Below are 23,513 nucleotides of genomic sequence, written 5' to 3'. Positions count from 1 at the left end.
GGCTTTAGGACAGAAGAAGAAAGAGATTCCCATGACCAACGTGACCGACCAAGACCGCGTCTTGATCTTTGACACCACTTTGCGCGACGGCGAACAAAGCCCTGGCGCGACCATGACCCACAACGAAAAGCTGGAGATTGCCGAGCTGTTGGACGAAATGGGTGTCGACATCATCGAGGCCGGTTTTCCGATCGCCTCCGAAGGTGACTTCAAAGCAGTCAGCGAGATCGCCGAGCGGTCGAAAAACAGCCGCATCTGCGGTCTGGCCCGCGCCAATTTCGCAGACATTGACCGCTGCTGGGAGGCGGTGAAACACGCCGAGAAGAACCGGATTCACACCTTCATCGGCACCTCGCCCCTGCATCGCGCCATACCGAACCTGACCATGGACGAGATGGCCGACAAGATCCACGAAACGGTTAGCCATGCCCGCAACCTGTGCGAAAATGTGCAATGGTCGCCGATGGACGCGACGCGGACGGAATGGGATTACCTCTGCCGCGTGATTGAAATTGCGATCAAGGCCGGGGCCACCACGATCAACATCCCCGATACCGTGGGCTATACTGCTCCGGTCGAAAGCGCGGATCTGATCAAGCGCCTGATTGATACGGTTCCGGGCGCGGACGAGGTAGTTTTTGCCACCCACTGCCACAATGACCTTGGTATGGCGACCGCGAACTCGCTGGCTGCTGTCGCAGGCGGGGCGCGTCAGATCGAATGTACCATCAACGGTTTGGGTGAACGCGCGGGCAACACCGCGCTTGAAGAGGTCGTGATGGCCCTGCGGACCCGCAATGACATCATGCCTTGGACCACGGGCATCGACACCACCAAGATCATGCATATCTCGCGCCGGGTGGCGACTGTGGCGGGCTTCCCGGTGCAGTTTAACAAAGCCATCGTCGGCAAGAACGCCTTTGCCCATGAAAGTGGCATCCATCAGGACGGGATGCTGAAGAACCGCGAAAACTTCGAAATCATGCGCCCCGAAGATATCGGCCTGTCCGGAACATCCCTGCCGTTGGGCAAGCATTCAGGCCGCGCCGCATTGCGCGACAAGCTGGAAACGCTGGGCTATGAAGTTGGCGACAACCAGTTGCGCGACATTTTCGTGCGCTTCAAAGATTTGGCCGACCGCAAGAAAGAGGTGTTCGACGACGACCTCATTGCCCTGATGACGTTGGATGATGCCGACGACTACCTCCAACTGGTGTCCATGAAAGTCACATGTGGCACCGGGGGTCAGGCGGAATCGACGGTCGAGCTGGAAATGGACGGCAAGGACATCATCGCGACGGAACATGGCGACGGACCGGTGGACGCGACCTTCAAGGCGATCCGGTCGATCTATCCCAACAAGGCGCATTTGCAACTGTACCAGGTTCACGCGGTAACCGAAGGCACCGACGCGCAGGCCACTGTGTCCGTGCGGCTGGAAGAAGACGGCATGATCGCAACGGGGCAATCGGCGAATACCGACACAGTCGTTGCATCTGCCAAGGCGTATATCCACGCACTGAACCGGTTGATCATGCGACGTGAAAAGGCAGGCCCCGGCGCGGACGCCCGCGAGATCAGCTACAAGGATCTGACATAAACCGGACGGCCCGCACAAGCGGGCCGTTTTTCGTTTGGCGCGTCAGGCCAAACCGGCTTTTTCCAAACCCCGAACGAAATGGTGCAGATCGTCTTCCTTGGAATAGTGCAGGGTTGCGACGATATCCTCGATGCTGATGTCTGGTTGCGCGGCCTCGACTGCCTCGGCATGTTCGCGCGCTTCGGCATCATTTCCAAGCCAGGCATGACAAGCCGCAACATAGGCGTTTTGGACCATGTCCAAGGACGGCAAACGTCCGAAATCATCTAGCGCCTGATGATAGTTTTTGGCGCAGAACCGTGCCTTTCCCAGATGGCTCCAGAACCGGGCGGGGTGATGCGGGTTCAGGCGCATGGCTTTCTGTATCCATTCCGCCCCCTCGTCGGGTCGGCCTGACCAGGTCAACAACTCTCCCATCTGGACAACGACAAGATCGTAATTGGGATTCAGAGACAACGCTCTTTCCTGATGGTACCGCGCGCGCCCAAGATTGTTTCGCAAGATCTCGACCGCCGCCATCAGGCGATGCACGTCAGCGTCGTTGTCATCCAGCGATGCTGCCTTAAGTATGGCCTCTTCGCATTCGGCCAGCATCGCTTCGCGGTCGTCACACCAGCCGTACCCCCAGGCCTGTCCACGGATACAACCGCTCCAGGCGTGGGCATGCGCATAATCCGGATCCAGTTTGATTGCCCGGTCGATCATTTCGGTCGCTTCGACATTCGCTTGGCGCGTGCTGCGATGGTGCAGCACCTTGGCCGCCAAGACACACTCATACGCTGCGAAACTGGAGGGTGTCTTGCGCGTCAGACCCTCTTGCTGCGATGCTTCGATCCGCCCCGGCAAGGTGGCGACCACAGCGGAAATCACTTCGTCCTGAATCGCAAATATGTCGTCCAGATCGCGGTCGTATTTCTCGGCCCAGACGTGCCCGTCATTATCGCTGTCGATAAGCTGAACGGTGACCCGCACCCGGTTTCCGGCCTTTCGCACACTGCCCTCGACAATGTACTGCGCCCCCAGTTTTTCACCGACCTCCCGCACATTCACGGCCTGTCCCTTATAGACAAAACTGGAATTTCGAGAGATTACGAACAACTCGTGCCTTCGGCTAAGTTCGGTCAGCAGGTCCTCGGTCAGACCATCTGCAAAGAACTCCTGCTCGGTGTCGCCGCTCATGTTGGCGAAAGGCAAAACCGCAATCGAAGGCTTTACGACCTTGGTGTCCGCTTCTTCTATCGGCTCGACGTCGTCAGTAGGTCTATCCAACTCGACGCGATAAGCATGGACGGGTTGAGACAGGTTCTTTAGTTCGAGATTGCCCAAGTCCTGATATTGAAATTCAAGTCGACCAGACACCTGATCATGCACTGTGCCTGAAATCACCACACCTCCGGCATGGGCTGACTGCTCCAACCGGGCGGCAATGTTTACGCCGCTGCCAAAGATATCGCCGTCTTCGAAAATGATCTCATCAAGATTGATGCCAATCCGGAACTGTATGCGTTGATCCCTTGGGACATCTGCATTCCGCCGCAGCATCCGGTTCTGAACCTCGACCGCGCAGGTAACCGCATCGCTGGCGCTGGAAAACTCGACCAGCATCCCGTCGCCGGTGGTCTTGATGATCGTGCCCCTGTTCTTGTCGATGGCCGGATCAATCAGTTCTATTCGGTGCGTGCGCAACCGCGCCAGCGTGCCTTGTTCATCGTTCTCCATCAAACGGCTGTACCCGACCATGTCGGCAGCCAGAACCGTAGCAAGTCGGCGATCCATGGCACCCCTCCTCGCCCGAATTCTAGGGCCGAAAACCCCATTGTCATAAGGAATTTTCAAAAAACACCCTGTGCGTGTATAGGGTGGAGGTCAATGCGACCGACGCATGTATTCAGGCGTCTTAAAGCCCGGCAAAGAGTGAATCCAGCCGACGGGTTTCCTCATTGAACCCAAACGGGGCGTTCACAACGAACATTCCGGAACCGATCATGCGGTGCCCTTCGCGCGCGGCCGGAAACCGGACTTCATGACATTCGGCTTTCGGCAGGTTCTGTTTTACCAGCGCCTCAACCATCGCTTTGTGCCGCCCGTCGGACAGGATCGGATACCACAACGCAATCACCCCAACGTTCCACTTGCGGTGCAGCTTGGAAATGATCCCAGGCAAGCGATCGTACTCCGATTTCACCTCATAGCTTGGGTCGATCAACAGCAGCCCTCGGCGTGGTGTCGGTGGCAGCAACGACTGCGCCAGTTCGTAGCCATCCTGCTGGTAGATCTTTGCCCCGTAGGCAGACACCGTCAACGACAGTGCCGCGTATTCCTGCGGGTGCAACTCGGCAAAGTGCAAACTGTCCTGTTCGCGCAGCAGGCTGGCAGCGATCAGGGGCGAACCGGCATAGCTGTTCTCACCATTACGCGCCCGAACAATACTTAGCGCCTTTGACAAGGGATGATCCGCGCTGAACCACCCTTCGCGCCGCGCCCGTTCGATTCCGGCGGCGGCCTCGCCCGTCCGCACGGCCTCGGCTGCATCCAACTGATACAAGCCACGGCCCGAATGCGTCTCGAGATAGGTCAGAGGCTTGTCCTTGCGGGTCAGATATTTCAGCATCCATGCCAACAAAGCGTGCTTTTGCACATCAGCCAGATTTCCAGCGTGGTAAATATGTTGATATGAGAGCATGTTGCCTTCTAAAGTCCCTCTCAATAAGGCGGAAAGGTGCTGATTGACGCGGAATCAGCCCTTTTACCGGGCGAGATGGCACCCTATAAGACATCCGTCCCGGAACCGTCGAGTCGCGGGCAGTAGAAATTCTGACGAACGGGATCAGTGAACACATGGGAATCTTTGGCAATCTGGGCGGCTTGTTCACAGCGGACATGGCCATTGACCTTGGGACAGCGAACACGCTGGTTTATGTCAAAGGGCGCGGTGTGATCCTGTCGGAACCCTCAGTGGTTGCCTATCACGTCAAGGACGGTGTCAAAAAGGTTCTGGCCGTGGGTGAGGACGCCAAGCTGATGCTGGGCCGGACACCGGGGTCCATCGAAGCGATCCGCCCGATGCGCGAAGGTGTCATCGCGGATTTCGACACCGCCGAAGAGATGATCAAGCACTTCATCCGCAAAGTGCACAAACGCTCGACCTTCTCTAAGCCCAAGATCATTGTCTGCGTGCCCCATGGTGCGACACCCGTTGAAAAACGCGCGATCCGACAGTCGGTTCTGTCCGCAGGCGCGCGCCGCGCAGGCCTGATTGCCGAACCGATTGCAGCCGCCATTGGTGCCGGGATGCCGATCACTGATCCAACCGGCAACATGGTCGTCGACATCGGCGGCGGTACTACAGAGGTTGCGGTCCTGTCGCTGGGCGACATCGTCTACGCGCGATCGGTCCGCGTGGGTGGCGACCGCATGGATGAGGCAATCATCTCGTACCTCCGCCGCCAGCAGAACCTGTTGGTCGGTGAATCCACCGCTGAACGGATCAAGACCACCATCGGCACCGCCCGCATGCCCGACGATGGCCGCGGCCAGTCGATGCATATCCGGGGCCGCGACCTGTTGAACGGCGTGCCGAAAGAAATCGAGATCAGTCAGGCGCAGGTTGCCGAAGCGCTGTCAGAACCCGTCCAGCAGATTTGCGAGGCGGTGATGACCGCGCTGGAAACCACGCCGCCCGATCTGGCCGCGGATATCGTGGACCGGGGTGTCATGCTGACCGGCGGCGGCGCGCTACTGGGCGATCTGGACCTTGCGCTGCGCGAACAGACCGGTTTGGCCGTGTCGATTGCCGATGAAAGCCTGAACTGTGTGGCTTTGGGCACTGGCAAGGCGCTGGAATATGAAAAACAACTGCGCCACGCGATTGACTACGAAAGCTAAGGCGCGCACCCTTTTGGGGTGAAAACTCGGGCAAGAGCAGCACGGGAAGGTAACCTGTGGCAAAGGACCGATCACAGCGCGACGAATACACAACCCCCTTACGCCGCCTGCTGCTGGGGATCGTGGTTCTGTGTCTGCTGGGCATCTTTCTGGTCTGGCGCATTGACAGCCCGCGGGTGGAGCGGTTCCGCGCACAGGTCGTAGACACCGTCGTACCCTCGATGGATTGGGCAATGGTTCCGGTCACGGCCGTCGTAAACCTTGTACGTGATTTTCAAAGCTATCAGCGCCTGAGCGAGCAAAATCAGGAATTGCGCAGCGAACTGCGCCTGATGCGCGCGTGGAAAGAAGCGGCCCTTCAGCTTGAACAGGAAAACGCGCGCCTTCTTGACCTCAACAATGTGCGGCTTGATCCGCGCCTGACCTATATCACGGGCGTCGTAATGGCGGATAGCGGCTCGCCCTTCCGTCAGTCTGTTCTGCTGAATGTGGGCGAGCGTGACGGGATTATGGACGGCTGGGCCACGATGGATGGGATCGGCGTGGTGGGGCGCATCTCGGGCGTTGGCCCGGACACGGCGCGGGTGATCCTGATGACCGATGCCTCCAGCGCGATACCCGCAACGATTCAACCTTCTGGCCAGACCGCACTGATCGCGGGGGATAACACGCCTTCTCCGGCGGTCGAGTTTCTTGAAAACCGCGAACTGGTACGTCCCGGTGACCGGGTTGTCACATCGGGCGATGGCGGCGTTTTCCCGGGTGGTTTGTTGATAGGCCAGATCACGGCTGACCCCGGTGGGCGCCTGCGGGTCCGTTTGTCTGCTGATTTCGAAAGGCTCGAGTTTCTGCGGGTCCTACGGTTCCATTCTGCGCCTCCGATTGAGGATTCCGGCGATATCGTCGGGCCAAGACGACCCGAAACTGCCATAGCACCTGCAGAGGCCGGCGATGGATAGGCAGGTCTCGCAGCTTTGGACCAAGCGGGCGCTGTATCTGTTTCTGGCCTTTATGATCATGTTTCTGCATCTATTGCCGCTGAACACACAACCGGGGCGCTTGCCGTTTCCCGACCTGCTGATGGCCTTGACCTTCGCTTGGGTCTTACGGCGGCCTGAATACGTTCCAATCCCTTTGATCGCGATCGTGATGCTGCTGGCGGACCTGTTGTTGCAGCGCCCCCCGGGATTGCTAGCTGCGCTTGTTGTTCTGGGGTCAGCCTATTTGCGCGGGGCCGCGCCCGGTATGCGCGATGCCGGATTTTTTGCCGAATGGACAACCGCAGCCGTCGCGATCACGGCTGTTTTTGTACTGAACCGCATAATTCTTGCTATTCTAACCGTGCAACAAGCGGCATTGGGGCCGATGGTGATACAAGTGGTTCTGACAATTGCAGTTTATCCGCTGATCGTTCTGCTCAGCCAAAGCGGATTCGGCGTTCGACGCGCCTCGGCGGTGGATTCTGCTGCAGCGGGGCTTCGGTCATGAAACAGCGCAAGACCAAATCGCAGGGGCTTGCCTATAAACGCCTGCCGCGCCGCGCGGTGGTATTGGGCGGCTTGCAGGCGGCCTTCATCGGCGGGTTGGCGGCCCGAATGCGGTTCATGCAGGTGGATCAGGCTGACGAGTACCGCCTGCTGGCGGAAGAGAACCGCATCAATATCCGACTTATCCCCCCAACACGCGGACGGATCTACGACCGTAACGGACAAATTATTGGACAGAACTCGCCATCCTATCGGATCGTGATGGTCCGAGAGGATGCAGGCGATGTCGATGCCGTCATCTCCAAACTGTCCGATCTGATCCCGTTGACCGAGGACGAGATCGAACGCGCCAAGACTGAAATGCGCCGGTCGGCCCCGTTCCTGCCGGTAACGCTGGCGGATCAGGTGACGTGGGAAGATATCTCAAAAGTCGCCGTCAACGCCCCTGCCCTGCCCGGTGTCACCCCCGAAGTTGGCATGACCCGCCAATACCCAAGATACGAAGACTTTGCCCATGTCGTTGGGTATGTCGGCCCGGTCAGCGACTACGACCTCAGCCAGATCGAGGATCCCGAGCCGGTTCTTCGTATTCCCCGTTTCCAAATCGGCAAGGTCGGTCTGGAAGCCAAACAGGAAGGCACATTGCGCGGCAAAGCAGGCGCCAAACGGGTCGAGGTCAACGCCACAGGCCGCGTGATGCGCGAATTGGACAGGCAAGTGGGTGAGGCCGGTGCCGATCTTCAGCTATCCGTGGACGCAGACCTGCAGCAATACGCACAGGCACGTTTGGCAGGGGAAAGTGCCGCAGCCGTTGTAATTGATTGCGAAACCGGGGACATACGCGCCATCAGCTCTGCCCCTAGTTTCGATCCAAACCTGTTCGTGCGCGGCATTTCAGTCGCGGATTATCGGACGCTGACTCAGGACAACTACCGCCCGCTGGCCAACAAGACGGTGCAGGGCACTTACCCTCCCGGCTCGACTTTCAAGATGATCACCGCAATGGCCGCGCTTGAGGCCGGGGTAATCGGCCCGTCCAATACCGTGTACTGTCCCGGCCACCTGAAGGTCGGCAGTCGCAGGTTCCACTGCTGGAAGCGCGGCGGCCATGGCACCGTCGATCTGGAAACATCGCTCAAACGCAGTTGCGATGTTTACTACTATGACGTGGCTTTGCGCACCGGTATCGACCGGATCTCGGACATGGCGCGCATATTCGGACTGGGCGTGAAACACGACATACCGATGTCCGCCGTTGCCGCAGGGCTTGCACCGAACCAGGAATGGAAACAGCGCGTGCATGGTCAGGACTGGCTGGTGGGCGACACGGCGAATGCCTCGATCGGTCAGGGGTTCATGCTGGCGTCACCGTTGCAACTGGCGGTCATGACGGCGCGGATCGCCACAGGGCGTGCTGTCTCGCCGCGTTTGGTACGGTCAGTGAACGGTGTCGAAGAACCCTCGGGCGCGGGTGAACCTTTGGCGGTGAACCCAAACAACCTTGAGCAGGTGCGCAAGGCGATGTTCTCGGTCTCGAACGACCGGCGTGGAACGGCCTATCGCAGCCGGATTATCGCTGATGAGTTCCGCATGGCGGGCAAAACCGGAACCAGTCAGGTGCGCAACATCACCAAGGCTGAGCGCGCTGCTGGTGTTATCCGCAACGAAGACTTGCCATGGGAACGCCGTGACCACGCGCTGTTCGTCAGCTTTGCGCCGTATGACAACCCAAAATATGCCGTCGCTGTTGTCGTGGAACACGGCGGCGGAGGCTCCAAGGCGGCGGCGCCGGTTGCGCGGGATATCATGCTGCAGGCCCTTTACAACGGCACACCGCCACTGGAAGCCTACCCGGTGGCCGACCGCGACCGCATCAAGGAACAGCAAAAACGGCTTGAGGGTGATCGCCGCCCCAAAGCGCGTCCGTCCGAAAAGGACCGCGCATGAGCTATCTTGAATACGCCGTCAAATCCACTCCGTCAGGGTTTCGCAAGTTTCTGTTTATGAACTGGCCGCTCACCCTGTTGCTGATCAGCACGGCCAGCGCCGGGTTCCTGATGCTGTATTCGGTGGCCGGAGGGTCTTGGACCCCCTGGGCGGAACCTCAGATGGAGCGGTTCGGCCTTGGCCTAGCGGTCATGTTCATCGTGGCGCTTGTGCCGATCTGGTTCTGGCGCAACATGTCAGTGGTGGCCTATCTGGGCTCGATCGCTTTGCTGGTATTCGTGGAGCTGTTCGGCACTGTCGGAATGGGCGCACAGCGTTGGATTGATCTTGGGTTCATGCGGCTGCAACCATCCGAAGTCATGAAAGTGACGTTGGTGATGCTGCTGGCGTCGTACTATGACTGGTTGCCATCGCACAAAACATCGCGTCCGATCTGGGTGATCATCCCCGTTATCCTGATCTTGATTCCCACATTCATGGTGCTACGCCAACCGGATCTTGGCACCTCGATCCTGCTGCTCGCAGCCGGGGGTGGCCTGATGTTTCTGGCGGGCGTCCACTGGGCCTACTTCGCCGCAGTGATCGCTGCGGGTGTCGGTCTGATTGCCACCGTTTTCAACAGCCGTGGAACAGAATGGCAGCTTCTGAAAGACTATCAGTTCCGCCGCATCGACACGTTTCTCGACCCGTCTACCGATCCGCTGGGTGCGGGGTACCATATCACGCAGTCGAAAATCGCCTTGGGGTCTGGGGGGTGGAACGGGCGCGGATTCATGCAGGGCACACAATCGCGGCTGAACTTTCTGCCTGAAAAACACACCGACTTCATCTTTACCACGCTGGCCGAAGAGTTCGGCTTTGTTGGCGGCATCACACTGCTGACCCTGTACGGACTGATCCTGATCTTCTGCATGGTCACAGCGCTGTCGACGAAGGACAGGTTTTCTTCGCTGGTGACACTCGGGATTGCATTGAACTTCTTCCTGTTTTTTGCCGTGAACATGTCGATGGTCATGGGCCTTGCCCCGGTCGTGGGTGTGCCCCTGCCAATGGTCAGCTATGGCGGATCGGCTATGCTGGTTCTGATGGCAGCCTTTGGCATTGTCCAAAGCGCCCATATCCACCGTCCCCGGTGATCGGAAAGGCCCCCAATGTCCGTGAACGTCCTGTTTTCCGCCCGCCCCGAGCTTTGGCCGGTATATCAGCCGCTGTTGTCAAAGTACCTGACCGAAGCCGGATTGAACTTCCGTCTGTCAACTAACATCGAGCCGGATCAGGTGGACTATATCGTCTACGCCCCAGATGGCGGGCTTCTGGACTTCGCGCCATATACACGCCTGAAGGCCGTGCTGAGCCTTTGGGCCGGGGTTGAAAAGATCGCGGGCAACGAAACCCTGACCGTTCCTCTGGCGCGGATGGTAGATCACGGCCTGACGCAGGGCATGACAGAATGGGTGGTGGGGCATGTTCTGCGCTATCACCTTGGGATGGATCAGCACATTTCTGTTCAGGATGGCGTATGGGCACCGGACGCCCCGCCATTGGCGCCTGAGCGACGGGTTTGCATCCTGGGTCTTGGAGCATTGGGTGATGCCGCCGCGCGCGCCCTGGCCACGCTTGGTTTCGAAGTCACGGGCTGGAGCCGCACCGCCAAGGATATTCCGGGGGTAAGGTGTCTGCATGGTGACGCGGGGCTGCGTACCGCCCTGTCACAAGCTGAAATTGTCGTGCTGCTCTTGCCGGATACGCCTGTGACCGCAAATACACTGAACGCCGAAACGCTGGCCCTGCTGCCGAAAGGCGCATGCGTTATCAATCCCGGCCGGGGGCCATTGATTGACGATGACGCGATGTTGTCAGCCCTGAACTCCGGCCAGATCGGGCACGCGACGCTGGATGTATTTCGGGTGGAACCCCTGCCCGGCGATCATCCCTATTGGGCGCACCCCAAAGTGACGGTCACGCCCCACATCGCATCGGAAACCCGCCCGGCCACGGCCGCGCAGGTCATTTGCGACAACATCGTCCGAGGTGAAGCCGGGCGACCCCTGCTGCACGTCGTGAACCGCAATCTGGGATACTGATCAGGCCGAGATCAGGCCACGGCCTTTCAACAACGCCTCAACCCCCGGCAACCGGCCCCGGAAGGCCAGATACAGGTCTTCGGCCTCGCGCGAGCCGCCGGTGGACAGGATATTCTCCTCCAGAGCCTTGGCGCGGTCGGGATCAAATGCCCCTCCGGCCTCTTCAAAGGCGGCGAAGGCGTCGGCGTCCATGACCTCGGACCACATATAGCTGTAATAGCCCGCGCTATAGCCATCGCCCGCAAACACATGGGCGAAATGCGGCGTGGCATGGCGCATCCCGATGGCCGGGAGCATCCCCAGACCCTTTAGCACCTGCGCCTGTGTCGCCATCGGGTCTGCCGGGGCCGCGCCGTCGTGGAATTCCAGATCGACCAGCGCCGAGGCGACATATTCGACCGTCTGAAACCCCTGATCGAAATTGGCGGCCTTCAACACCTTGTCCAGCATGTCCTGCGGCATCGGCGCGCCGGTATTAGCATGGGTGGCAAACTCGGCCAGAACCTCGGGGACTTCCAGCCAGTGTTCATAAAGCTGGCTGGGCAGTTCCACGAAATCGCGCGCCACAGATGTACCCGAGATACTTTCATAGGTCACATCCGACAGCATCTGGTGCAGCGCATGACCGAATTCATGAAACAGTGTCCGCGCATCATCATAGGACAGCAACGCCGGATCGCCTTTGGCGAAGTTGCAGACGTTGATCACGACCGGAGCCTGCACCGTGGGGAATTTGGCCTGAGACCGCATCGCGCTGCACCACGCGCCGGATCGCTTGGACCCGCGCGCGAAGTAATCCCCGATGAAAACCGCGATATGCTGGCCGTTGCGCGTGACCTCCCACGCTCGGCAATCAGGGTGATAAAGCGGCACATCCAGCGGCGCGAACTCCAGCCCGAACAGGCGGTTGGCGCAGGCAAAGGCGGCCTCCCTCATCCGGTCCAATTGCAGGTAAGGCTTCAGCGCGGCCTCATCCAGATCATGCTCGGCCTTGCGACGTTTCTCGGCATAGTAGCGCCAGTCCCACGCGGCCAGAGGGCCATTGACCCCATCCGCCTGCATCATCTGCGTCAGAATCTCGGCATCCGCATCCGCGCGGGCCTTGGCCGGTTCCCAGACCTGCATCAACAGATCACGCACCTTGTCTGGTGTGCGGGCCATCTCGGTTTCCAACTTGTAGGCGGCGAAATTGTCATAGCCCAGCAACTTGGCGCGTTCTTCGCGCAGGGCGAGGATTTCGGCAGCGATCTCGCGATTGTCCGTCTCGCCCCCGTTCGCGCCACGCGCGGTCCACGCCTTATACGCCACCTCGCGCAGATCGCGGCGGGGCGAGAATTGCAGGAACGGCACGATGATTGAGCGCGACAGGGTCACGACCGGACCGTCTGCGCCCTTTTCCTGCCCTGCGGCGCGGGTCGCATCCACGACGAAATCGGGCAGACCTTCCAGATCATCCTCGGACAGAGGCATGAACCACTCACGCTCATCCGCCAGCAGGTTCTGGGTAAAGGATGTACCCAGCGAGGCCAGTCGCGCCTTGATCTCCTGCATCCGCGCGTCTGCATCCCCAGTCAGCGCCGCACCCGCGCGCACGAACCCGCGATGGGTCAGCATCAGCAACCGAGACTGTTCGTCCGTCAGGCTCAGATCGTCCTTCCGCGCCCACAGGTCGGCCAACCGCTGAAACAGCGCCTTGTTCGACGAAATGCCCGAGAAATGCGCCGCCAGCTTGGGCGAAAAATCCCGCTGCAATTCCTCGCGCGCCGGGTTGCTATCGGCCCCGGCCACGGTGAAGAACACCGACAGGACCTTGTCCAACTGCTCACCTGCGGCCTCAAGCGCCTCGACCGTGTTGGCGAAGGTGGGCGCGTCTGGGTTGCCAGCAATCGCGTCGATCTGCGCGTTGTGGGCCTTTAGGGCAGCGTCCAGCGCGGGGGAAAAATCGCTATCGGCAATCGTGTCAAACGGCGCAATTTCAAACGGTGTGGTCCAGTCGGACAGGATCGGGTTGGTCATGAAACTCTCCTTTGATCGCAACCTAGGAACGCGGGGCAGGATGATCCAGTGCGCGCACTCACTTACCGCAAATCGGACAATCGGCGCGGCGTGACAGGGTGATCTTGCGGCTTTCCCCATAAAGCGCGTCATAGATCAGCATCTCGCCGCGCAGGGCCTGCCCCGCCCCGGTGATCACCTTGATCGCCTCGACCGCCATCATCGAGCCGACAACGCCGGGCAGAGGGCCAATCACGCCGGCCTCAGCACAAGAAGGGGCCAGACCGGGGGCCGGGGCCTCGGGGAAAATGCACTGATAGCAAGGCGCGCCGTGGGCAGGGTCAAAGACACTCAGTTGTCCTTCCCATTGCGACAACGCGCCCGAGATCAGCGGTTTTCCCAACGCAACGGCGGTGCGGTTGGCCAGATAGCGGGTGTCGAAATTATCCGTTCCGTCGAGGATCAGATCAAAATCAGCGAACAGGTCTGCTGCGATCTCGTCAGTCAGGCGGCGGTGATAGGGAAGCACGGTCACGTTGGGGTTCTGCGCTTTCATGGCCTGCTGGGCCGAGAACACCTTGGGCATCCCGATATCCGCATCCCGATGGATCACTTGCCGTTGCAGGTTGGCATTTTCGACCTCATCATCGTCGATCACGCCGATGGTCCCCACCCCGGCAGCAGCCAGATATTGCAGCGCGGGCGCGCCCAGACCACCGGCACCAATCACCAGCACGCGGGCCTGTTTCATCTTTTTCTGACCCGGGCCACCCAGTTCCCGCAACACGATATGGCGGGCATAACGTTCCAGTTCGGTTTCAGAGAATTGGTCGGATGGCATGGCGGGCTCCTGCGTGGCGGGCGTCGCGCGGTTGCGTAACGCTTTCAGCACCCTTCCATAAACCAGAACCAGAACCGCGAAACCACCCAGTATAAGCCACATGGCAGCGGACCCGCCAGTTGCCGCACGCAGGGGGTGGCCGTCGGGCAGCACCAATTGGGCTGTTATTACGCCCAACAGCAACACCGCGACCGAAGCCAGACGCGCCGTACGGGACACTCCGGCAAGATAGCCGATACCCCACAACCCAGCGGCCAGAATGAGGACCAACAGCATCAGCCGCGCCCGGTTGACCCGAAACCGCCAGCCCCGCGCGCGGTGTCGCTGAGTGTATCGGCGGCCTCAAAAGTGGCCTGCACAACGGGGGCCACGATCAGTTGGGCGATGCGTTCCCCATGCGTGATCTCGAACGCCTCCTGTCCGGCATTGAGAACGATCACCCCCAACGGACCGCGATAGTCGCTGTCGATTGTGCCCGGCGTGTTTGGGAGCGTAATGCCATATTTCAGCGCAAGCCCGGACCGCGGGCGCACCTGCACTTCGAAACCCTGAGGGATTTCGATCCGCAACCCGGTTGGAATTAGCGCCCGTTCGCCGGGCTGCAAGGTGACTGACGCACCGTCCGGCATATTAGCCCGAACATCCGCACCGGCCGCACCGGCGGTTTCATAAGAGGGCAAGGGCACCGAGGGGTCCGCTCCGTCCTCGCGGATCACACGAATTGCAACCATCTGAGTTCCTTTTGCCTAGCCGTTCAAGGCATCCGCGATTTTGTCGGCCAGCCGCTTGGCCACGGCGTCCTTGCCCATACGGGGCCATTCTTCCGAACCCTGATCCGAGATCAGGACGACCGCATTTTCCGAGCCCCCCATGATCCCCGTCGCCGGGCTGACGTCATTGGCAACGATCCAATCACACCCCTTGCGTTTGCGTTTGGCCGTCGCGTGTTCAACCACGTTGTCCGTTTCGGCGGCAAAACCAACAACCAACGGGGGGCGTCCGTCGTTCATCTGCGCGACCCTTTTCAGAATGTCCGGGTTCTCGGCAAACTCCAGTGCAGGAAGACCGTCACGGGTTTTCTTCAGCTTCCGGTCCGAGGCGCTGGCCACGCGCCAATCCGCCACAGCAGCAGCAAAAACTCCGGCGTCCACAGGCAGCGCGGCGTCCACCGCGTCAGACATCTGCTGGGCAGTCTCCACAGGCACTACGTGCACCCCGTCCGGGGCTGACACATCGGCGGGTCCGGTCACAAAGATCACCTCTGCACCCAAAGCAGCCAGCGCACGCGCCACCGCAGCGCCCTGCGCACCCGAAGACCGGTTGGCAATATACCGAACCGGATCAATCGGCTCATGCGTTGGGCCAGAAGTTACAAGAATGCGTTTCCCCAAAAGCGGGCCATCACCAAGCTGGGCCTCGATCGCGGCAACGATTTCCAAAGGCTCGGACATACGGCCGGGGCCATATTCACCACACGCCATGTCGCCTTCATTCGGACCGACAAAGCCGACCCCATCAGATTTCAACGTCCGCAGATTGCGCTGCGTCGCGGGGTGATCCCACATGCGCACGTTCATGGCAGGAGCGCACAAAACCGGTGTGTCTGTCGCCATCAATAGGGTCGAGGCCAGATCATTGGCCAGCCCGCCCGCCATTTTCCCCATCAAATCCGCCGTGGCTGGCGCAACAACAAGCAGATCCGCCGACCGGGACAATTGGATATGCCCCATCTCGGCCTCATCCGTCAGATCAAACAGATCGCGATACACCTTTTCCCCGGCAAGCGCGGAAACAGACAGGGGTGTCACGAATTCTTCAGCCGCACGCGTCAGAACAGGCGTTACAGACGCGCCGCGTTCCTTCAACCGTCGGATCAGGTCCAACGATTTATAGGCCGCGATCCCTCCGCCGATGATCAGCAGAATGCGTTTCGATGCCAGCATGTTGTGCCCTTCCCATTCCGGTCGGCCCCGACATTAGGCAAGGCCGCCGAACAGTTCCAGCGGTTAATTCTGCGTCTCAAACGCAAGGCAGGGGTCTTCCCGTTCGACCGAAGGGCTGTCAATCACCGCGTCGAATTCACCTTCGATGCTGCCGTCCTCGGACTGTCCCAGAACGAATACCTTCAACCCCGGGCGCAACCGAGACAAAAAGGTCGGGACGCCCCAATCCTTGCGCGCATGGCCATTTCCCGTGATCACAGCAACCGGGCCACCCGTTTCATCCGTTGCACGCAGAATCGACCGTGTAAGAACGGCATCACGTAGCCGCTGAATGGCAACCATTTGCGGCAATGCGCTTTCGGGAATGGCATCGCAATGCGCGGCAAGCTGATCGGCCTCGCGCGCCATCTGCTCGGCGGTCGACAAGGGGATCGTCAGACCATATCGCGCCGCATCCGCGCCCAATGCGGTCGCGGCCCCCCGCTCCATCGCGGCGCGGGCAGCGGCGCGTGGAACCATCGCGCCATAGACCGGCGCATCTGTTGCCTGAAAAACGGGGTAATACATGCTCAATGGTGGCCAGCCGGACTCGGCCCACCGCAATATTCGCGACAATTCCTCGGGGTTGGAGGCCGCTTTCTGGGCAAGTCGCTGCGCCCCCTCCTCGGTCACCATTTCCCATACCACGGCCGAGGGCGACACGATCTTCAATGCCTCGGTCTGCACCATGTGGTGTTGGGGATTGTCATGGATTTCACCCAGAATAACCACGTCCGCCGACCGCATCGCGGCCGCAACGTCGTCTGGAATATGTTGATCAGCCCGGCCCTGACTGACCGTAACCATCAATGCACACAGCAGAATCGCAATCTGTTTCATGCGATGAAGTGTTGCACCTCGCGGGATTGCGCTTCAAGGTTCTTGCGCATTTTCACGAATGCCGCCGCTTCCAACTGGCGCACGCGTTCCTTGGACAGGCCAAGCTCCTGACCCAAACTTTCAAGCGTCCGCGCAGGTTCGCGCAGCTTGCGTTCGCGAACAATAAACCGCTCTCGCTCGTTGAGCGCCTTCATCGCGGTCACAAGCCATTCCCGCAACTGTTCGGTGTCGTGAGTGTTTTCGACTGTCTCAGCAGCCTGTTCGCGCTCGTCTTCCAACGCATCAATCCACTCGCGCCCGTCTTCATCGGCAGACTGCACAGCGTTCAACGAGAAATCGGAACCGGACAGCCGCCCTTCCATCATCTCGACGTCGCGCAGGGGCACGCCAATCTCAGCGGCAATCATCTGATGCAACTGGTGACGATCCAATTGCATTACTTCTGTCGCGGCTTCCCGCTCCAGCCGAGCCTGGACACGGCGCATATTGAAGAACAGCGATTTTTGTGAGGAGGTCGAGCCCGTCCGAACCATCGACCAGTTCCGCATCACATAGTCCTGAATGCTGGCCTTGATCCACCATACTGCATATGTGGAAAAGCGCACGCCGCGATCCGGGTCGAACTTGTCGGCGGCCTTCATAAGACCAAGCCCCGCCTCCTGGATCAGGTCATTCATGGGCGCACCGTATCGTTTAAACTTGGCCGCCATCGAAATCGCCAGCCGCATATAGGCCGTGATCAACCGATGCAGAGCTTGCTCGTCACGTTGGTCGCGCCATGCATACGCAAGTTTCAATTCAGTTTCCGCGTCCAGCAATTCCGCCTTCATTGCCTGTCGCGACATTGAAAAATCGTTTGAATTGTCCAGTGCCATGGAAATCTCCCCTTTTCACAGGCGCAGCACGGCCTTGCTTTGCCGACTTATGGTCGATACGCAGAACAAAACCGGGTGGATCACATGGAAGGTAAGAATAGTGTATCCGGATTTAACCTTTGTGATAGGGGGCGCGGCCTCAGGCAAATCTGGCTTTGCCGAACAACTTGTTGTTTCATCAGATAAAAACCGCACTTACCTTGCCACATCACAAGTGTTTGATGATGAGATGCGCCTAAAGATTGATCGCCATATCGCGCAACGCGGCCCGGATTGGTCAACGATCGAGGCATCGCTGGACCTTGAACCAGCCTTATCAGCTCTGACACCGGACGATGTGTGCCTGATCGACTGCGCGACCATGTGGCTGACCAACCATATGCTGGCCGAAAACGACCTGGTGCAAGCCCAGACTGCCCTGTTGAAGGCCCTCGCAGACTGCAAGGCCCCGGTCGTTATTGTTTCCAACGAAGTGGGTCAGGGCATCGTACCCGAAAACGCCCTGTCCCGCCGCTTTCGCGAGGCGCAGGGGCGGTTGAATATTGCGCTGGCGGCTCAGGCAGAACTGGTAGTTCAGGTTCAGGTCGGTCTGCCGCTGGTTCTGAAAGGACAGCTACCATGACTCGCCTGCATCTTGTCCGTCACGGCCCCACCCATGCCAAAACCATGGTCGGTTGGTCCGACTTGCCTGCTGACCTCAGCGATACGGCCGCTGTGGCGCGACTGCATGACCATTTACCGCCCGAGTCACTGGTGATTTCCTCGGACCTGTCCCGCGCGGTCGATACGGCATCGGCCATACAAGGCGCGCGCGCGCGCTTGCCCCATCACCCCGACCTGCGGGAAATCAATTTCGGCACGTGGGAGTTGTGCGGATTCAAAGATATCGAGGCCGACGACCCCGAGCTGGCCTTTGCCTACTGGGACAACCCAGGCGACGTGCGCCCGCCCGAAGGTGAAAGCTGGAATGAGGTCCGGGCGCGCGTGGATACCGTTGTTGACGCATTGATCACACAGCACACCGGGCAAGACCTGGTCGTTGTTGCGCATTTCGGGGTCATTCTAACCCAGGTACAACGCGCATTGGATGTTACCGCTCGAGAGGCGTTCAGCCACAAGATCGACAATCTGTCAGTCACAGAGCTGACCCATCACGGCGACGGGTGGTCTGTTGGGCGGATCAATCACCTTCCGTGATCTATACCCGCACAAATCACTGATTTACGGATAGGTTTTCACGCGCCATCCTGCGGTCATGACCTATGATCTGTTTATTGGGGACCGCCTGTTTTCCAGTTGGTCCATGCGTGGCTGGTTGATGCTGGAAAAGTTCGACCTGCCGTATCGAACGCATATGATCGGCCTTTATTCAGGCACAATGGCCGAAGATATGAAGCCACTTGCGCCAGCGCGCCTTGTACCTGCCCTGCGCCTGCCGGAAGGTACTGTTGTGGGAGAAAGCCTCGCCATGGCCGAAACGCTGGCCGAGCGGCACCCCGCGGCCGGACTGTGGCCCAAAGACCCGTCAGCCCGTGCAACGGCGCGGTGGTTGTGCGCCGAAATGGTGGCCGGGTTCTCGGCGTTGCGCGGGGAATGCCCGATGCAGCTCAAACAGTGTTGGCAGGGGTTCAAGCCTTCGTCAGGAACTCTGAACGATCTAGAACGGATCGAAACGCTCTGGCATCACGCGCGCGACGTGTCCGGTTCGACGAGCGGCCCGTTGTTCGGCACCTATTCTTTGGCGGATGTATTCTATACGCCGGTTGCAACGCGCATCGTCGGGTACGGGCTGCCCGTGTCCGATGCCAATCGGCAGTATTGTCTGGACCTTCTTTCTGACCCAACCGTCCGGCAATGGCGCGCGATGGGGCTGACCGTGAATTATACGCCATTTCCCTATCCACAGGATCTTTCATCACGGCCTTGGCCTGTTGGTGGGCGCACTGATGCAAGAGCCGTTTCCGGAACCAATTCAATCAACAGCGCCTGCCCTTACTCTGGCGAACCGGTCACTCATGTTCTTGAGTTGAACGAACGGCTTTGGGGTTTCTGTAATGCGTTCTGCCGCGACAAAACCGTTGCAGACCCTGAAGCTTGGCCAAAATTCACCGCGATGGTAGCCGACGTTAACGATTCCTAAACTGCCCGCGTGCCAGCAACGACCTGTTAACCAAAAAGGTCGTTCATGGTCGCCCGCTCACATACCGTCGCTTTCCAAGGGGTCGAGGCCCGCCCCGTCGAGGTGCAATGCGCTGTCTCGCCGGGCCTGCCCGCTTTTTCCATCGTCGGCCTGCCCGACAAGGCTGTGTCCGAGGCCCGCGACCGCGTCCGTAGCGCACTCAGTTCCATGGCGATCGCGCTACCGTCGAAACGTATCACCATCAACCTGTCCCCTGCCGACCTGCCGAAAGAGGGCAGCCATTTCGACCTGCCCATCGCCGTCGCGCTGCTGTCCGCACTGGAAATCATCCCGCCCGACGCCGCCGAAAGCGCGGTGTCGCTGGGTGAACTGTCGCTGGACGGATCGCTGGTTCCCGTGGTTGGCGCCCTGCCTGCGGCGATGACTGCTGCCGCCGAAGACCGAGCACTGCTCTGCCCCAAAGCCTCCAGCGCCGAGGCCGCTTGGGTCGACGCCACACAGGTCATAGGGGCCGGATCGTTGGGGGATGTGGTGCGACATTTCTCAGGCCAGGCCCCGTTATCCGCCGCCCAACCCGGCGAGGTCAGCCTTGCACCCAGCGCCCGCGACCTGCGCGATGTGAAAGGACAGGAACGGGCCAAACGCGCGCTCGAGATCGCCGCCGCCGGGGGACATCACCTGATCATGATCGGCACGCCGGGGTCGGGGAAATCCATGCTGGCCGCACGTTTGCCCGGAATTCTGCCGCCGCTGACCCCGGCCGAGGCGCTGGAAACCTCGATGATCCAATCGCTTTGCGGCTTGCTGGACGAAGGCGGCATCAGCCGCACCCGTCCGTTTCGGGAACCGCACCACACCGCTTCGATGGCTGCAATCGTTGGCGGTGGAAAAGGCGCGAAACCGGGGGAAATTTCTCTGGCCCACAACGGTGTGCTGTTCATGGACGAATTCCCGGAATTCCCGCGCACAGTTCTGGAAACCCTGCGCCAACCGATCGAGACGGGCGAGGTCATGGTCGCCCGGGCCAATGCGCATGTGAAGTATCCCTGTCGTTTTATGCTGGTGGCCGCCGCCAACCCTTGCAAATGCGGTTATCTGACGGACCCCGCCCGCGCCTGTTCCCGCGCACCGGACTGTGGCGAGGATTATTTGGGCCGCATTTCGGGCCCACTGATGGACAGGTTTGATCTGCGCCTCGAAGTGCCGCCAGTCGGCTTTACCGATCTTGATCTGCCCCCATCCGGCGACAGTTCGGCCACTGTTGCCGCGCGCGTGGAACAGGCACGTGCTGTTCAGGCGCAGAGGTTCGAGGGCACATCGACCCGACAGAACGCGGATGTGGAAGGTGCCATTCTGGAAGAAATCGCAGCGCCAGACGCCGAAGGCAAAGAATTGCTGTTGAAGGCCGCTGAACGGTTTGGCCTATCCGCGCGCGCCTTTCACCGTATTTTGCGGGTGGCGCGCACGATTGCCGATCTGGACGGAGCGCCGGATGTAAAACGGCCCCATGTGGCTGAGGCGCTGAGCTTTCGCGTCAGCGCACAAGCCGCGTCTTAGACCTTGGCCTCAATCGCGTGCCAGATTTTTTCAGCGATGTTGACGCCGTCAAACCGCTCCAGCTCCTGAATGCCGGTGGGCGAAGTCACGTTGATCTCGGTCAGGTAGTCGCCGATCACGTCGATCCCAACAAAAATCTGGCCCTTTTCCTTCAGTAACGGCCCAATCGCGGCGCAAATTTCAAGATCGCGCTCGGACAGGCCGATCTTTTCAGGACGCCCGCCGACATGCATGTTTGACCGGGTTTCGCCTGCCGCTGGTACACGGTTGATCGCGCCAACCGGCTCTCCATCCACCAAAATGACACGCTTGTCGCCATTGCTGACGTCAGGCAGGAACTTCTGAACGATCAGCGGTTCGCGCGAGAACCCGGTGAACAGTTCATGTAGCGACGTCAGATTGCGATCATTTGCATCCAACCGGAACACGCCCGCGCCACCGTTGCCGTAAAGTGGTTTTAGGATGATATCATCGTGCTTTTCCTTGAACGCCTTAATCGTCTGCAAATCCCGAGCGATGGTTGTGGGCGGGGTCAGTTCCGGGAAATCCAGCACCAGCAGCTTTTCGGGATAGTTCCGCACCCAGAACGGATCGTTGACCACCAGCGTCTGCCCTTTGAGGCGATCCAGCAAATGCGTCGACGTGATGTAATGCATGTCGAACGGAGGGTCTTGCCGCAGCCAGACAACATCAAACTCGGCCAGATCAACCTCACGCTCGGAGCCCAGCTCGGCCGGGTTCCCGGCAATCCGCTGCACCGTCATGTCCTGACCGCGCGCCGTTATGCGACCTTCCTGATAGGCCAGTTGATCCGGCCCATAGAAAAACAGGGAATGGCCGCGCTTCTGTGCTTCTTCCGCAAGGCGGAAGGAACTGTCGGCATTGATATCCACGGCCCCGATCGGGTCCATCTGAAAGGCGATTTTCATGGCGTGTCCCTCAGTTTCACGCCAGATACATGGCCCAGCGCGCCCAAGGGTTCAATGGGTGTCAGTCCTGACCAAAGGCGTTTTCAATAATTTGAACAGCGCCCGAGGCATCCACCAGCGCCGCGTCGAACCGAACATTAGTGAGTTGACCACCCGGTTCATTCTCCAGAAATTGCGCGGCAGAGGCGCAAATGCGGCTCATCTGTCGGCGATTGATCCGAGCGGCAGCCATTTCAAAGCTTTGGCTTTTCTTGACCTCGACAAAAACCAGCCCTTTGGCGTCTCGGGCGATCAGGTCGATTTCCCCGCCCGCGCCACGCCAACGACGATGCAGGATGGTGAATCCGCGACGCTCGTAATCTGTCGCCACTCGCAATTCCGCAGCCTGCCCCGCGTGAAAAGACACAGAGCTTTGCACGGATCGCCTGGACATTTCATCCCTTTCCCAGCTTCAATGCCTTCTGGTAGATCGGTCGGCGCGGCAACTTGTACATTTCAGATACAAGGTCAGCGGCATCGCGCACCGAATGCGTCTCCAAGGCACGTTTCAATGCCTCGTCTACGTCAGATTCGTTAACGGTTTCCGAATGCCCGCGATCCACCAGCAGAACAATTTCGCCTTTGACGGTTTGCCCCGCGATCTCGGTTGCAAGCGTGCCCAGCGTGCCGCGCCGAACCTCTTCGAATTTCTTAGTCAACTCGCGACACATTGCGGCCTGCCTATCCCCTCCCAGAACATGTGCCAGATCCGCCAAAGATGCGGCCACACGTTTTGGCGATTCGTAGAACACCAGCGTTCCGGGCACATCCCTCAACGCTTCGATCCGCGTTCGGCGCGCCCCCGATGCATTCGGCAGAAACCCTGCGAAAAAGAACGCATCCGTCGGCAGGCCTGCAAGTGTCAGGGCCATCAACGCAGCAGATGGACCCGGCGCACAAGTCACCATATGGCCGGCCTCAGCCGCCTGTTTTCCCAGATCATAACCCGGATCGGCGATCAGCGGCATCCCGGCCTCGGACGCATAGACCACCGACTGACCGGCCTGCAGCGCGTCCAGTATCTTACCCCGCGCACCTGCGCCGCTGTGATCGTGGTAGGCCAGTATCCGACGCCCCTCCAACGGAACTCCGTGGATCTCCATCAGCCGTCGCAGACTGCGCGTGTCCTCGGCCGTGATCATGTCTGCCGAAGCCAGCAGATCCAACGCCCTGAGCGTAATATCGCGCGCCGTTCCGATCGGAGTGGCAACAAAATACAGGCCCGCGCCCAATCTGACTTTTTGGTGATTCAAAGCTGGACCCTCACAGCGTGACGTTTATTATCGCGGCATAACAGACTTGCGGTACTCCA

General features: G+C 59.7%; 22 protein-coding genes. 11 read left to right on the top strand and 11 right to left on the bottom strand.

The features are described 5' to 3' along the window. Positions 1-31: 31 nt before the first annotated feature. Positions 32-1,600: a 2-isopropylmalate synthase gene (locus GOX73_RS08540; RefSeq protein WP_171122468.1), complete on the top strand. Its 1,569-nt coding sequence runs from the start codon at positions 32-34 to the stop codon at positions 1,598-1,600. Between the two features lie 42 nt (positions 1,601-1,642). Here the strand turns inward: GOX73_RS08540 and GOX73_RS08535 are convergent, their stop codons facing one another. After that, positions 1,643-3,376 carry an adenylate/guanylate cyclase domain-containing protein gene (locus GOX73_RS08535; protein ID WP_171124525.1) on the bottom strand — a complete coding sequence of 578 codons (1,734 nt, stop codon included), beginning with the start codon at positions 3,374-3,376 and terminating at the stop codon, positions 1,643-1,645. 121 nt (positions 3,377-3,497) lie between these two features. Beyond that, positions 3,498-4,283 carry a 23S rRNA (adenine(2030)-N(6))-methyltransferase RlmJ gene (locus GOX73_RS08530; RefSeq protein ID WP_171124523.1) on the bottom strand — a complete coding sequence of 262 codons (786 nt, stop codon included), beginning with the start codon at positions 4,281-4,283 and terminating at the stop codon, positions 3,498-3,500. A 155-nt stretch (positions 4,284-4,438) separates the two neighbouring features. Between GOX73_RS08530 and GOX73_RS08525 the strand changes: the two genes are divergently transcribed. Genes GOX73_RS08525 through GOX73_RS08500 form a run of 6 tightly spaced genes read left to right on the top strand, consistent with a single transcriptional unit; the run spans position 4,439 to position 11,003 of the window. After that, a complete protein-coding gene (locus GOX73_RS08525) occupies positions 4,439-5,485 on the top strand; it encodes a rod shape-determining protein (protein WP_039523195.1) in 1,047 nt (348 codons plus the stop codon). A 56-nt stretch (positions 5,486-5,541) separates the two neighbouring features. Next, entirely contained in the window at positions 5,542-6,444 is a 903-nt protein-coding gene (gene mreC / locus GOX73_RS08520) for a rod shape-determining protein MreC (RefSeq protein WP_171124521.1), read from the top strand. Further along, a complete protein-coding gene (locus GOX73_RS08515) occupies positions 6,437-6,973 on the top strand; it encodes a rod shape-determining protein MreD (RefSeq protein WP_171124519.1) in 537 nt (178 codons plus the stop codon). Before mreC ends, GOX73_RS08515 begins: the two co-directional genes overlap by 8 nt. Further along, on the top strand, positions 6,970-8,919 hold the full coding sequence (gene mrdA, locus GOX73_RS08510; RefSeq protein ID WP_171124517.1) for a penicillin-binding protein 2: 1,950 nt from the start codon (positions 6,970-6,972) through the stop codon (positions 8,917-8,919). The genes GOX73_RS08515 and mrdA overlap by 4 nt, the downstream gene beginning before the upstream one ends. Next, complete coding sequence (gene rodA / locus GOX73_RS08505) at positions 8,916-10,055, top strand: rod shape-determining protein RodA (RefSeq protein WP_171122480.1); 1,140 nt, start codon at positions 8,916-8,918, stop codon at positions 10,053-10,055. The genes mrdA and rodA overlap by 4 nt, the downstream gene beginning before the upstream one ends. A gap of 15 nt (positions 10,056-10,070) precedes the next feature. Then, positions 10,071-11,003 carry a glyoxylate/hydroxypyruvate reductase A gene (locus GOX73_RS08500; RefSeq protein ID WP_171124515.1) on the top strand — a complete coding sequence of 311 codons (933 nt, stop codon included), beginning with the start codon at positions 10,071-10,073 and terminating at the stop codon, positions 11,001-11,003. Here GOX73_RS08500 and GOX73_RS08495 read toward each other — a convergent pair whose 3' ends face one another. The 6 genes from GOX73_RS08495 to GOX73_RS08470 form a co-directional block, all read right to left on the bottom strand. Further along, positions 11,004-13,019: a M3 family metallopeptidase gene (locus GOX73_RS08495; protein WP_171124513.1), complete on the bottom strand. Its 2,016-nt coding sequence runs from the start codon at positions 13,017-13,019 to the stop codon at positions 11,004-11,006. A gap of 58 nt (positions 13,020-13,077) precedes the next feature. Next, positions 13,078-14,115 carry a molybdopterin-synthase adenylyltransferase MoeB gene (locus GOX73_RS08490; RefSeq protein ID WP_171124511.1) on the bottom strand — a complete coding sequence of 346 codons (1,038 nt, stop codon included), beginning with the start codon at positions 14,113-14,115 and terminating at the stop codon, positions 13,078-13,080. Beyond that, the gene (dut, locus tag GOX73_RS08485; RefSeq protein WP_171124509.1) at positions 14,115-14,570 is read right to left on the bottom strand and encodes a dUTP diphosphatase; all 456 of its coding nucleotides are present in this window, start codon (positions 14,568-14,570) and stop codon (positions 14,115-14,117) included. Before dut ends, GOX73_RS08490 begins: the two co-directional genes overlap by 1 nt. A gap of 15 nt (positions 14,571-14,585) precedes the next feature. Beyond that, positions 14,586-15,782 carry a bifunctional phosphopantothenoylcysteine decarboxylase/phosphopantothenate--cysteine ligase CoaBC gene (coaBC, locus tag GOX73_RS08480; RefSeq protein ID WP_171124507.1) on the bottom strand — a complete coding sequence of 399 codons (1,197 nt, stop codon included), beginning with the start codon at positions 15,780-15,782 and terminating at the stop codon, positions 14,586-14,588. 63 nt (positions 15,783-15,845) lie between these two features. Further along, complete coding sequence (locus tag GOX73_RS08475) at positions 15,846-16,661, bottom strand: ChaN family lipoprotein (protein ID WP_171122492.1); 816 nt, start codon at positions 16,659-16,661, stop codon at positions 15,846-15,848. Beyond that, positions 16,658-17,536 (bottom strand): RNA polymerase factor sigma-32, encoded by an 879-nt coding sequence (locus tag GOX73_RS08470; RefSeq protein WP_171124505.1) that lies wholly within the window; start codon positions 17,534-17,536, stop codon positions 16,658-16,660. The genes GOX73_RS08475 and GOX73_RS08470 overlap by 4 nt, the downstream gene beginning before the upstream one ends. 49 nt (positions 17,537-17,585) lie before the next feature. Between GOX73_RS08470 and cobU the strand changes: the two genes are divergently transcribed. Genes cobU through GOX73_RS08450 form a run of 4 tightly spaced genes read left to right on the top strand, consistent with a single transcriptional unit; the run spans position 17,586 to position 21,233 of the window. After that, a complete protein-coding gene (gene cobU / locus GOX73_RS08465) occupies positions 17,586-18,158 on the top strand; it encodes a bifunctional adenosylcobinamide kinase/adenosylcobinamide-phosphate guanylyltransferase (RefSeq protein ID WP_171124690.1) in 573 nt (190 codons plus the stop codon). Continuing rightward, complete coding sequence (locus tag GOX73_RS08460) at positions 18,155-18,733, top strand: histidine phosphatase family protein (RefSeq protein ID WP_171124502.1); 579 nt, start codon at positions 18,155-18,157, stop codon at positions 18,731-18,733. Before cobU ends, GOX73_RS08460 begins: the two co-directional genes overlap by 4 nt. A gap of 58 nt (positions 18,734-18,791) precedes the next feature. Beyond that, positions 18,792-19,676: a glutathione S-transferase gene (locus GOX73_RS08455; protein WP_171124501.1), complete on the top strand. Its 885-nt coding sequence runs from the start codon at positions 18,792-18,794 to the stop codon at positions 19,674-19,676. Between the two features lie 45 nt (positions 19,677-19,721). Beyond that, positions 19,722-21,233, top strand: coding sequence for a YifB family Mg chelatase-like AAA ATPase (locus GOX73_RS08450; RefSeq protein ID WP_171124493.1), 1,512 nt, complete (start codon positions 19,722-19,724; stop codon positions 21,231-21,233). Here GOX73_RS08450 and gshB read toward each other — a convergent pair. From gshB to rsmI, 3 genes are all read right to left on the bottom strand, one after another. Then, entirely contained in the window at positions 21,230-22,162 is a 933-nt protein-coding gene (gene gshB / locus GOX73_RS08445) for a glutathione synthase (RefSeq protein WP_171134851.1), read from the bottom strand. The genes GOX73_RS08450 and gshB overlap by 4 nt on opposite strands. 61 nt (positions 22,163-22,223) lie before the next feature. Beyond that, positions 22,224-22,595: a YraN family protein gene (locus GOX73_RS08440; protein ID WP_171124489.1), complete on the bottom strand. Its 372-nt coding sequence runs from the start codon at positions 22,593-22,595 to the stop codon at positions 22,224-22,226. Position 22,596: 1 nt separating this feature from the next. Further along, positions 22,597-23,454 carry a 16S rRNA (cytidine(1402)-2'-O)-methyltransferase gene (rsmI, locus tag GOX73_RS08435; RefSeq protein WP_171124487.1) on the bottom strand — a complete coding sequence of 286 codons (858 nt, stop codon included), beginning with the start codon at positions 23,452-23,454 and terminating at the stop codon, positions 22,597-22,599. Positions 23,455-23,513: the final 59 nt, after the last annotated feature.

It is taken from the genome of Ruegeria sp. HKCCD7221, assembly GCF_013031225.1.
GTDB lineage: Bacteria > Pseudomonadota > Alphaproteobacteria > Rhodobacterales > Rhodobacteraceae > Ruegeria.
The sequence above is the reverse complement of the archived record's forward strand: the minus strand, read 5'-3'. Positions and strand labels throughout refer to the sequence as shown.

Bases quoted from the DNA above. Each gene is read 5' to 3' on its own strand.
- GOX73_RS08540 (WP_171122468.1), top strand. From the start codon at position 32: ATGACCAACGTGACCGACCAAGACCGCGTCTTGATCTTTGACACCACT.
- GOX73_RS08535 (WP_171124525.1), bottom strand. From the start codon at position 3,376: ATGGATCGCCGACTTGCTACGGTTCTGGCTGCCGACATGGTCGGGTAC.
- GOX73_RS08530 (WP_171124523.1), bottom strand. From the start codon at position 4,283: ATGCTCTCATATCAACATATTTACCACGCTGGAAATCTGGCTGATGTG.
- GOX73_RS08525 (WP_039523195.1), top strand. From the start codon at position 4,439: ATGGGAATCTTTGGCAATCTGGGCGGCTTGTTCACAGCGGACATGGCC.
- GOX73_RS08515 (WP_171124519.1), top strand. From the start codon at position 6,437: ATGGATAGGCAGGTCTCGCAGCTTTGGACCAAGCGGGCGCTGTATCTG.
- mrdA (WP_171124517.1), top strand. From the start codon at position 6,970: ATGAAACAGCGCAAGACCAAATCGCAGGGGCTTGCCTATAAACGCCTG.
- rodA (WP_171122480.1), top strand. From the start codon at position 8,916: ATGAGCTATCTTGAATACGCCGTCAAATCCACTCCGTCAGGGTTTCGC.
- GOX73_RS08500 (WP_171124515.1), top strand. From the start codon at position 10,071: ATGTCCGTGAACGTCCTGTTTTCCGCCCGCCCCGAGCTTTGGCCGGTA.
- GOX73_RS08495 (WP_171124513.1), bottom strand. From the start codon at position 13,019: ATGACCAACCCGATCCTGTCCGACTGGACCACACCGTTTGAAATTGCG.
- GOX73_RS08490 (WP_171124511.1), bottom strand. From the start codon at position 14,115: ATGCTGTTGGTCCTCATTCTGGCCGCTGGGTTGTGGGGTATCGGCTAT.
- dut (WP_171124509.1), bottom strand. From the start codon at position 14,570: ATGGTTGCAATTCGTGTGATCCGCGAGGACGGAGCGGACCCCTCGGTG.
- coaBC (WP_171124507.1), bottom strand. From the start codon at position 15,782: ATGCTGGCATCGAAACGCATTCTGCTGATCATCGGCGGAGGGATCGCG.
- GOX73_RS08475 (WP_171122492.1), bottom strand. From the start codon at position 16,661: ATGAAACAGATTGCGATTCTGCTGTGTGCATTGATGGTTACGGTCAGT.
- GOX73_RS08470 (WP_171124505.1), bottom strand. From the start codon at position 17,536: ATGGCACTGGACAATTCAAACGATTTTTCAATGTCGCGACAGGCAATG.
- cobU (WP_171124690.1), top strand. From the start codon at position 17,586: ATGGTCGATACGCAGAACAAAACCGGGTGGATCACATGGAAGGTAAGA.
- GOX73_RS08460 (WP_171124502.1), top strand. From the start codon at position 18,155: ATGACTCGCCTGCATCTTGTCCGTCACGGCCCCACCCATGCCAAAACC.
- GOX73_RS08455 (WP_171124501.1), top strand. From the start codon at position 18,792: ATGACCTATGATCTGTTTATTGGGGACCGCCTGTTTTCCAGTTGGTCC.
- GOX73_RS08450 (WP_171124493.1), top strand. From the start codon at position 19,722: ATGGTCGCCCGCTCACATACCGTCGCTTTCCAAGGGGTCGAGGCCCGC.
- gshB (WP_171134851.1), bottom strand. From the start codon at position 22,162: ATGAAAATCGCCTTTCAGATGGACCCGATCGGGGCCGTGGATATCAAT.
- GOX73_RS08440 (WP_171124489.1), bottom strand. From the start codon at position 22,595: ATGTCCAGGCGATCCGTGCAAAGCTCTGTGTCTTTTCACGCGGGGCAG.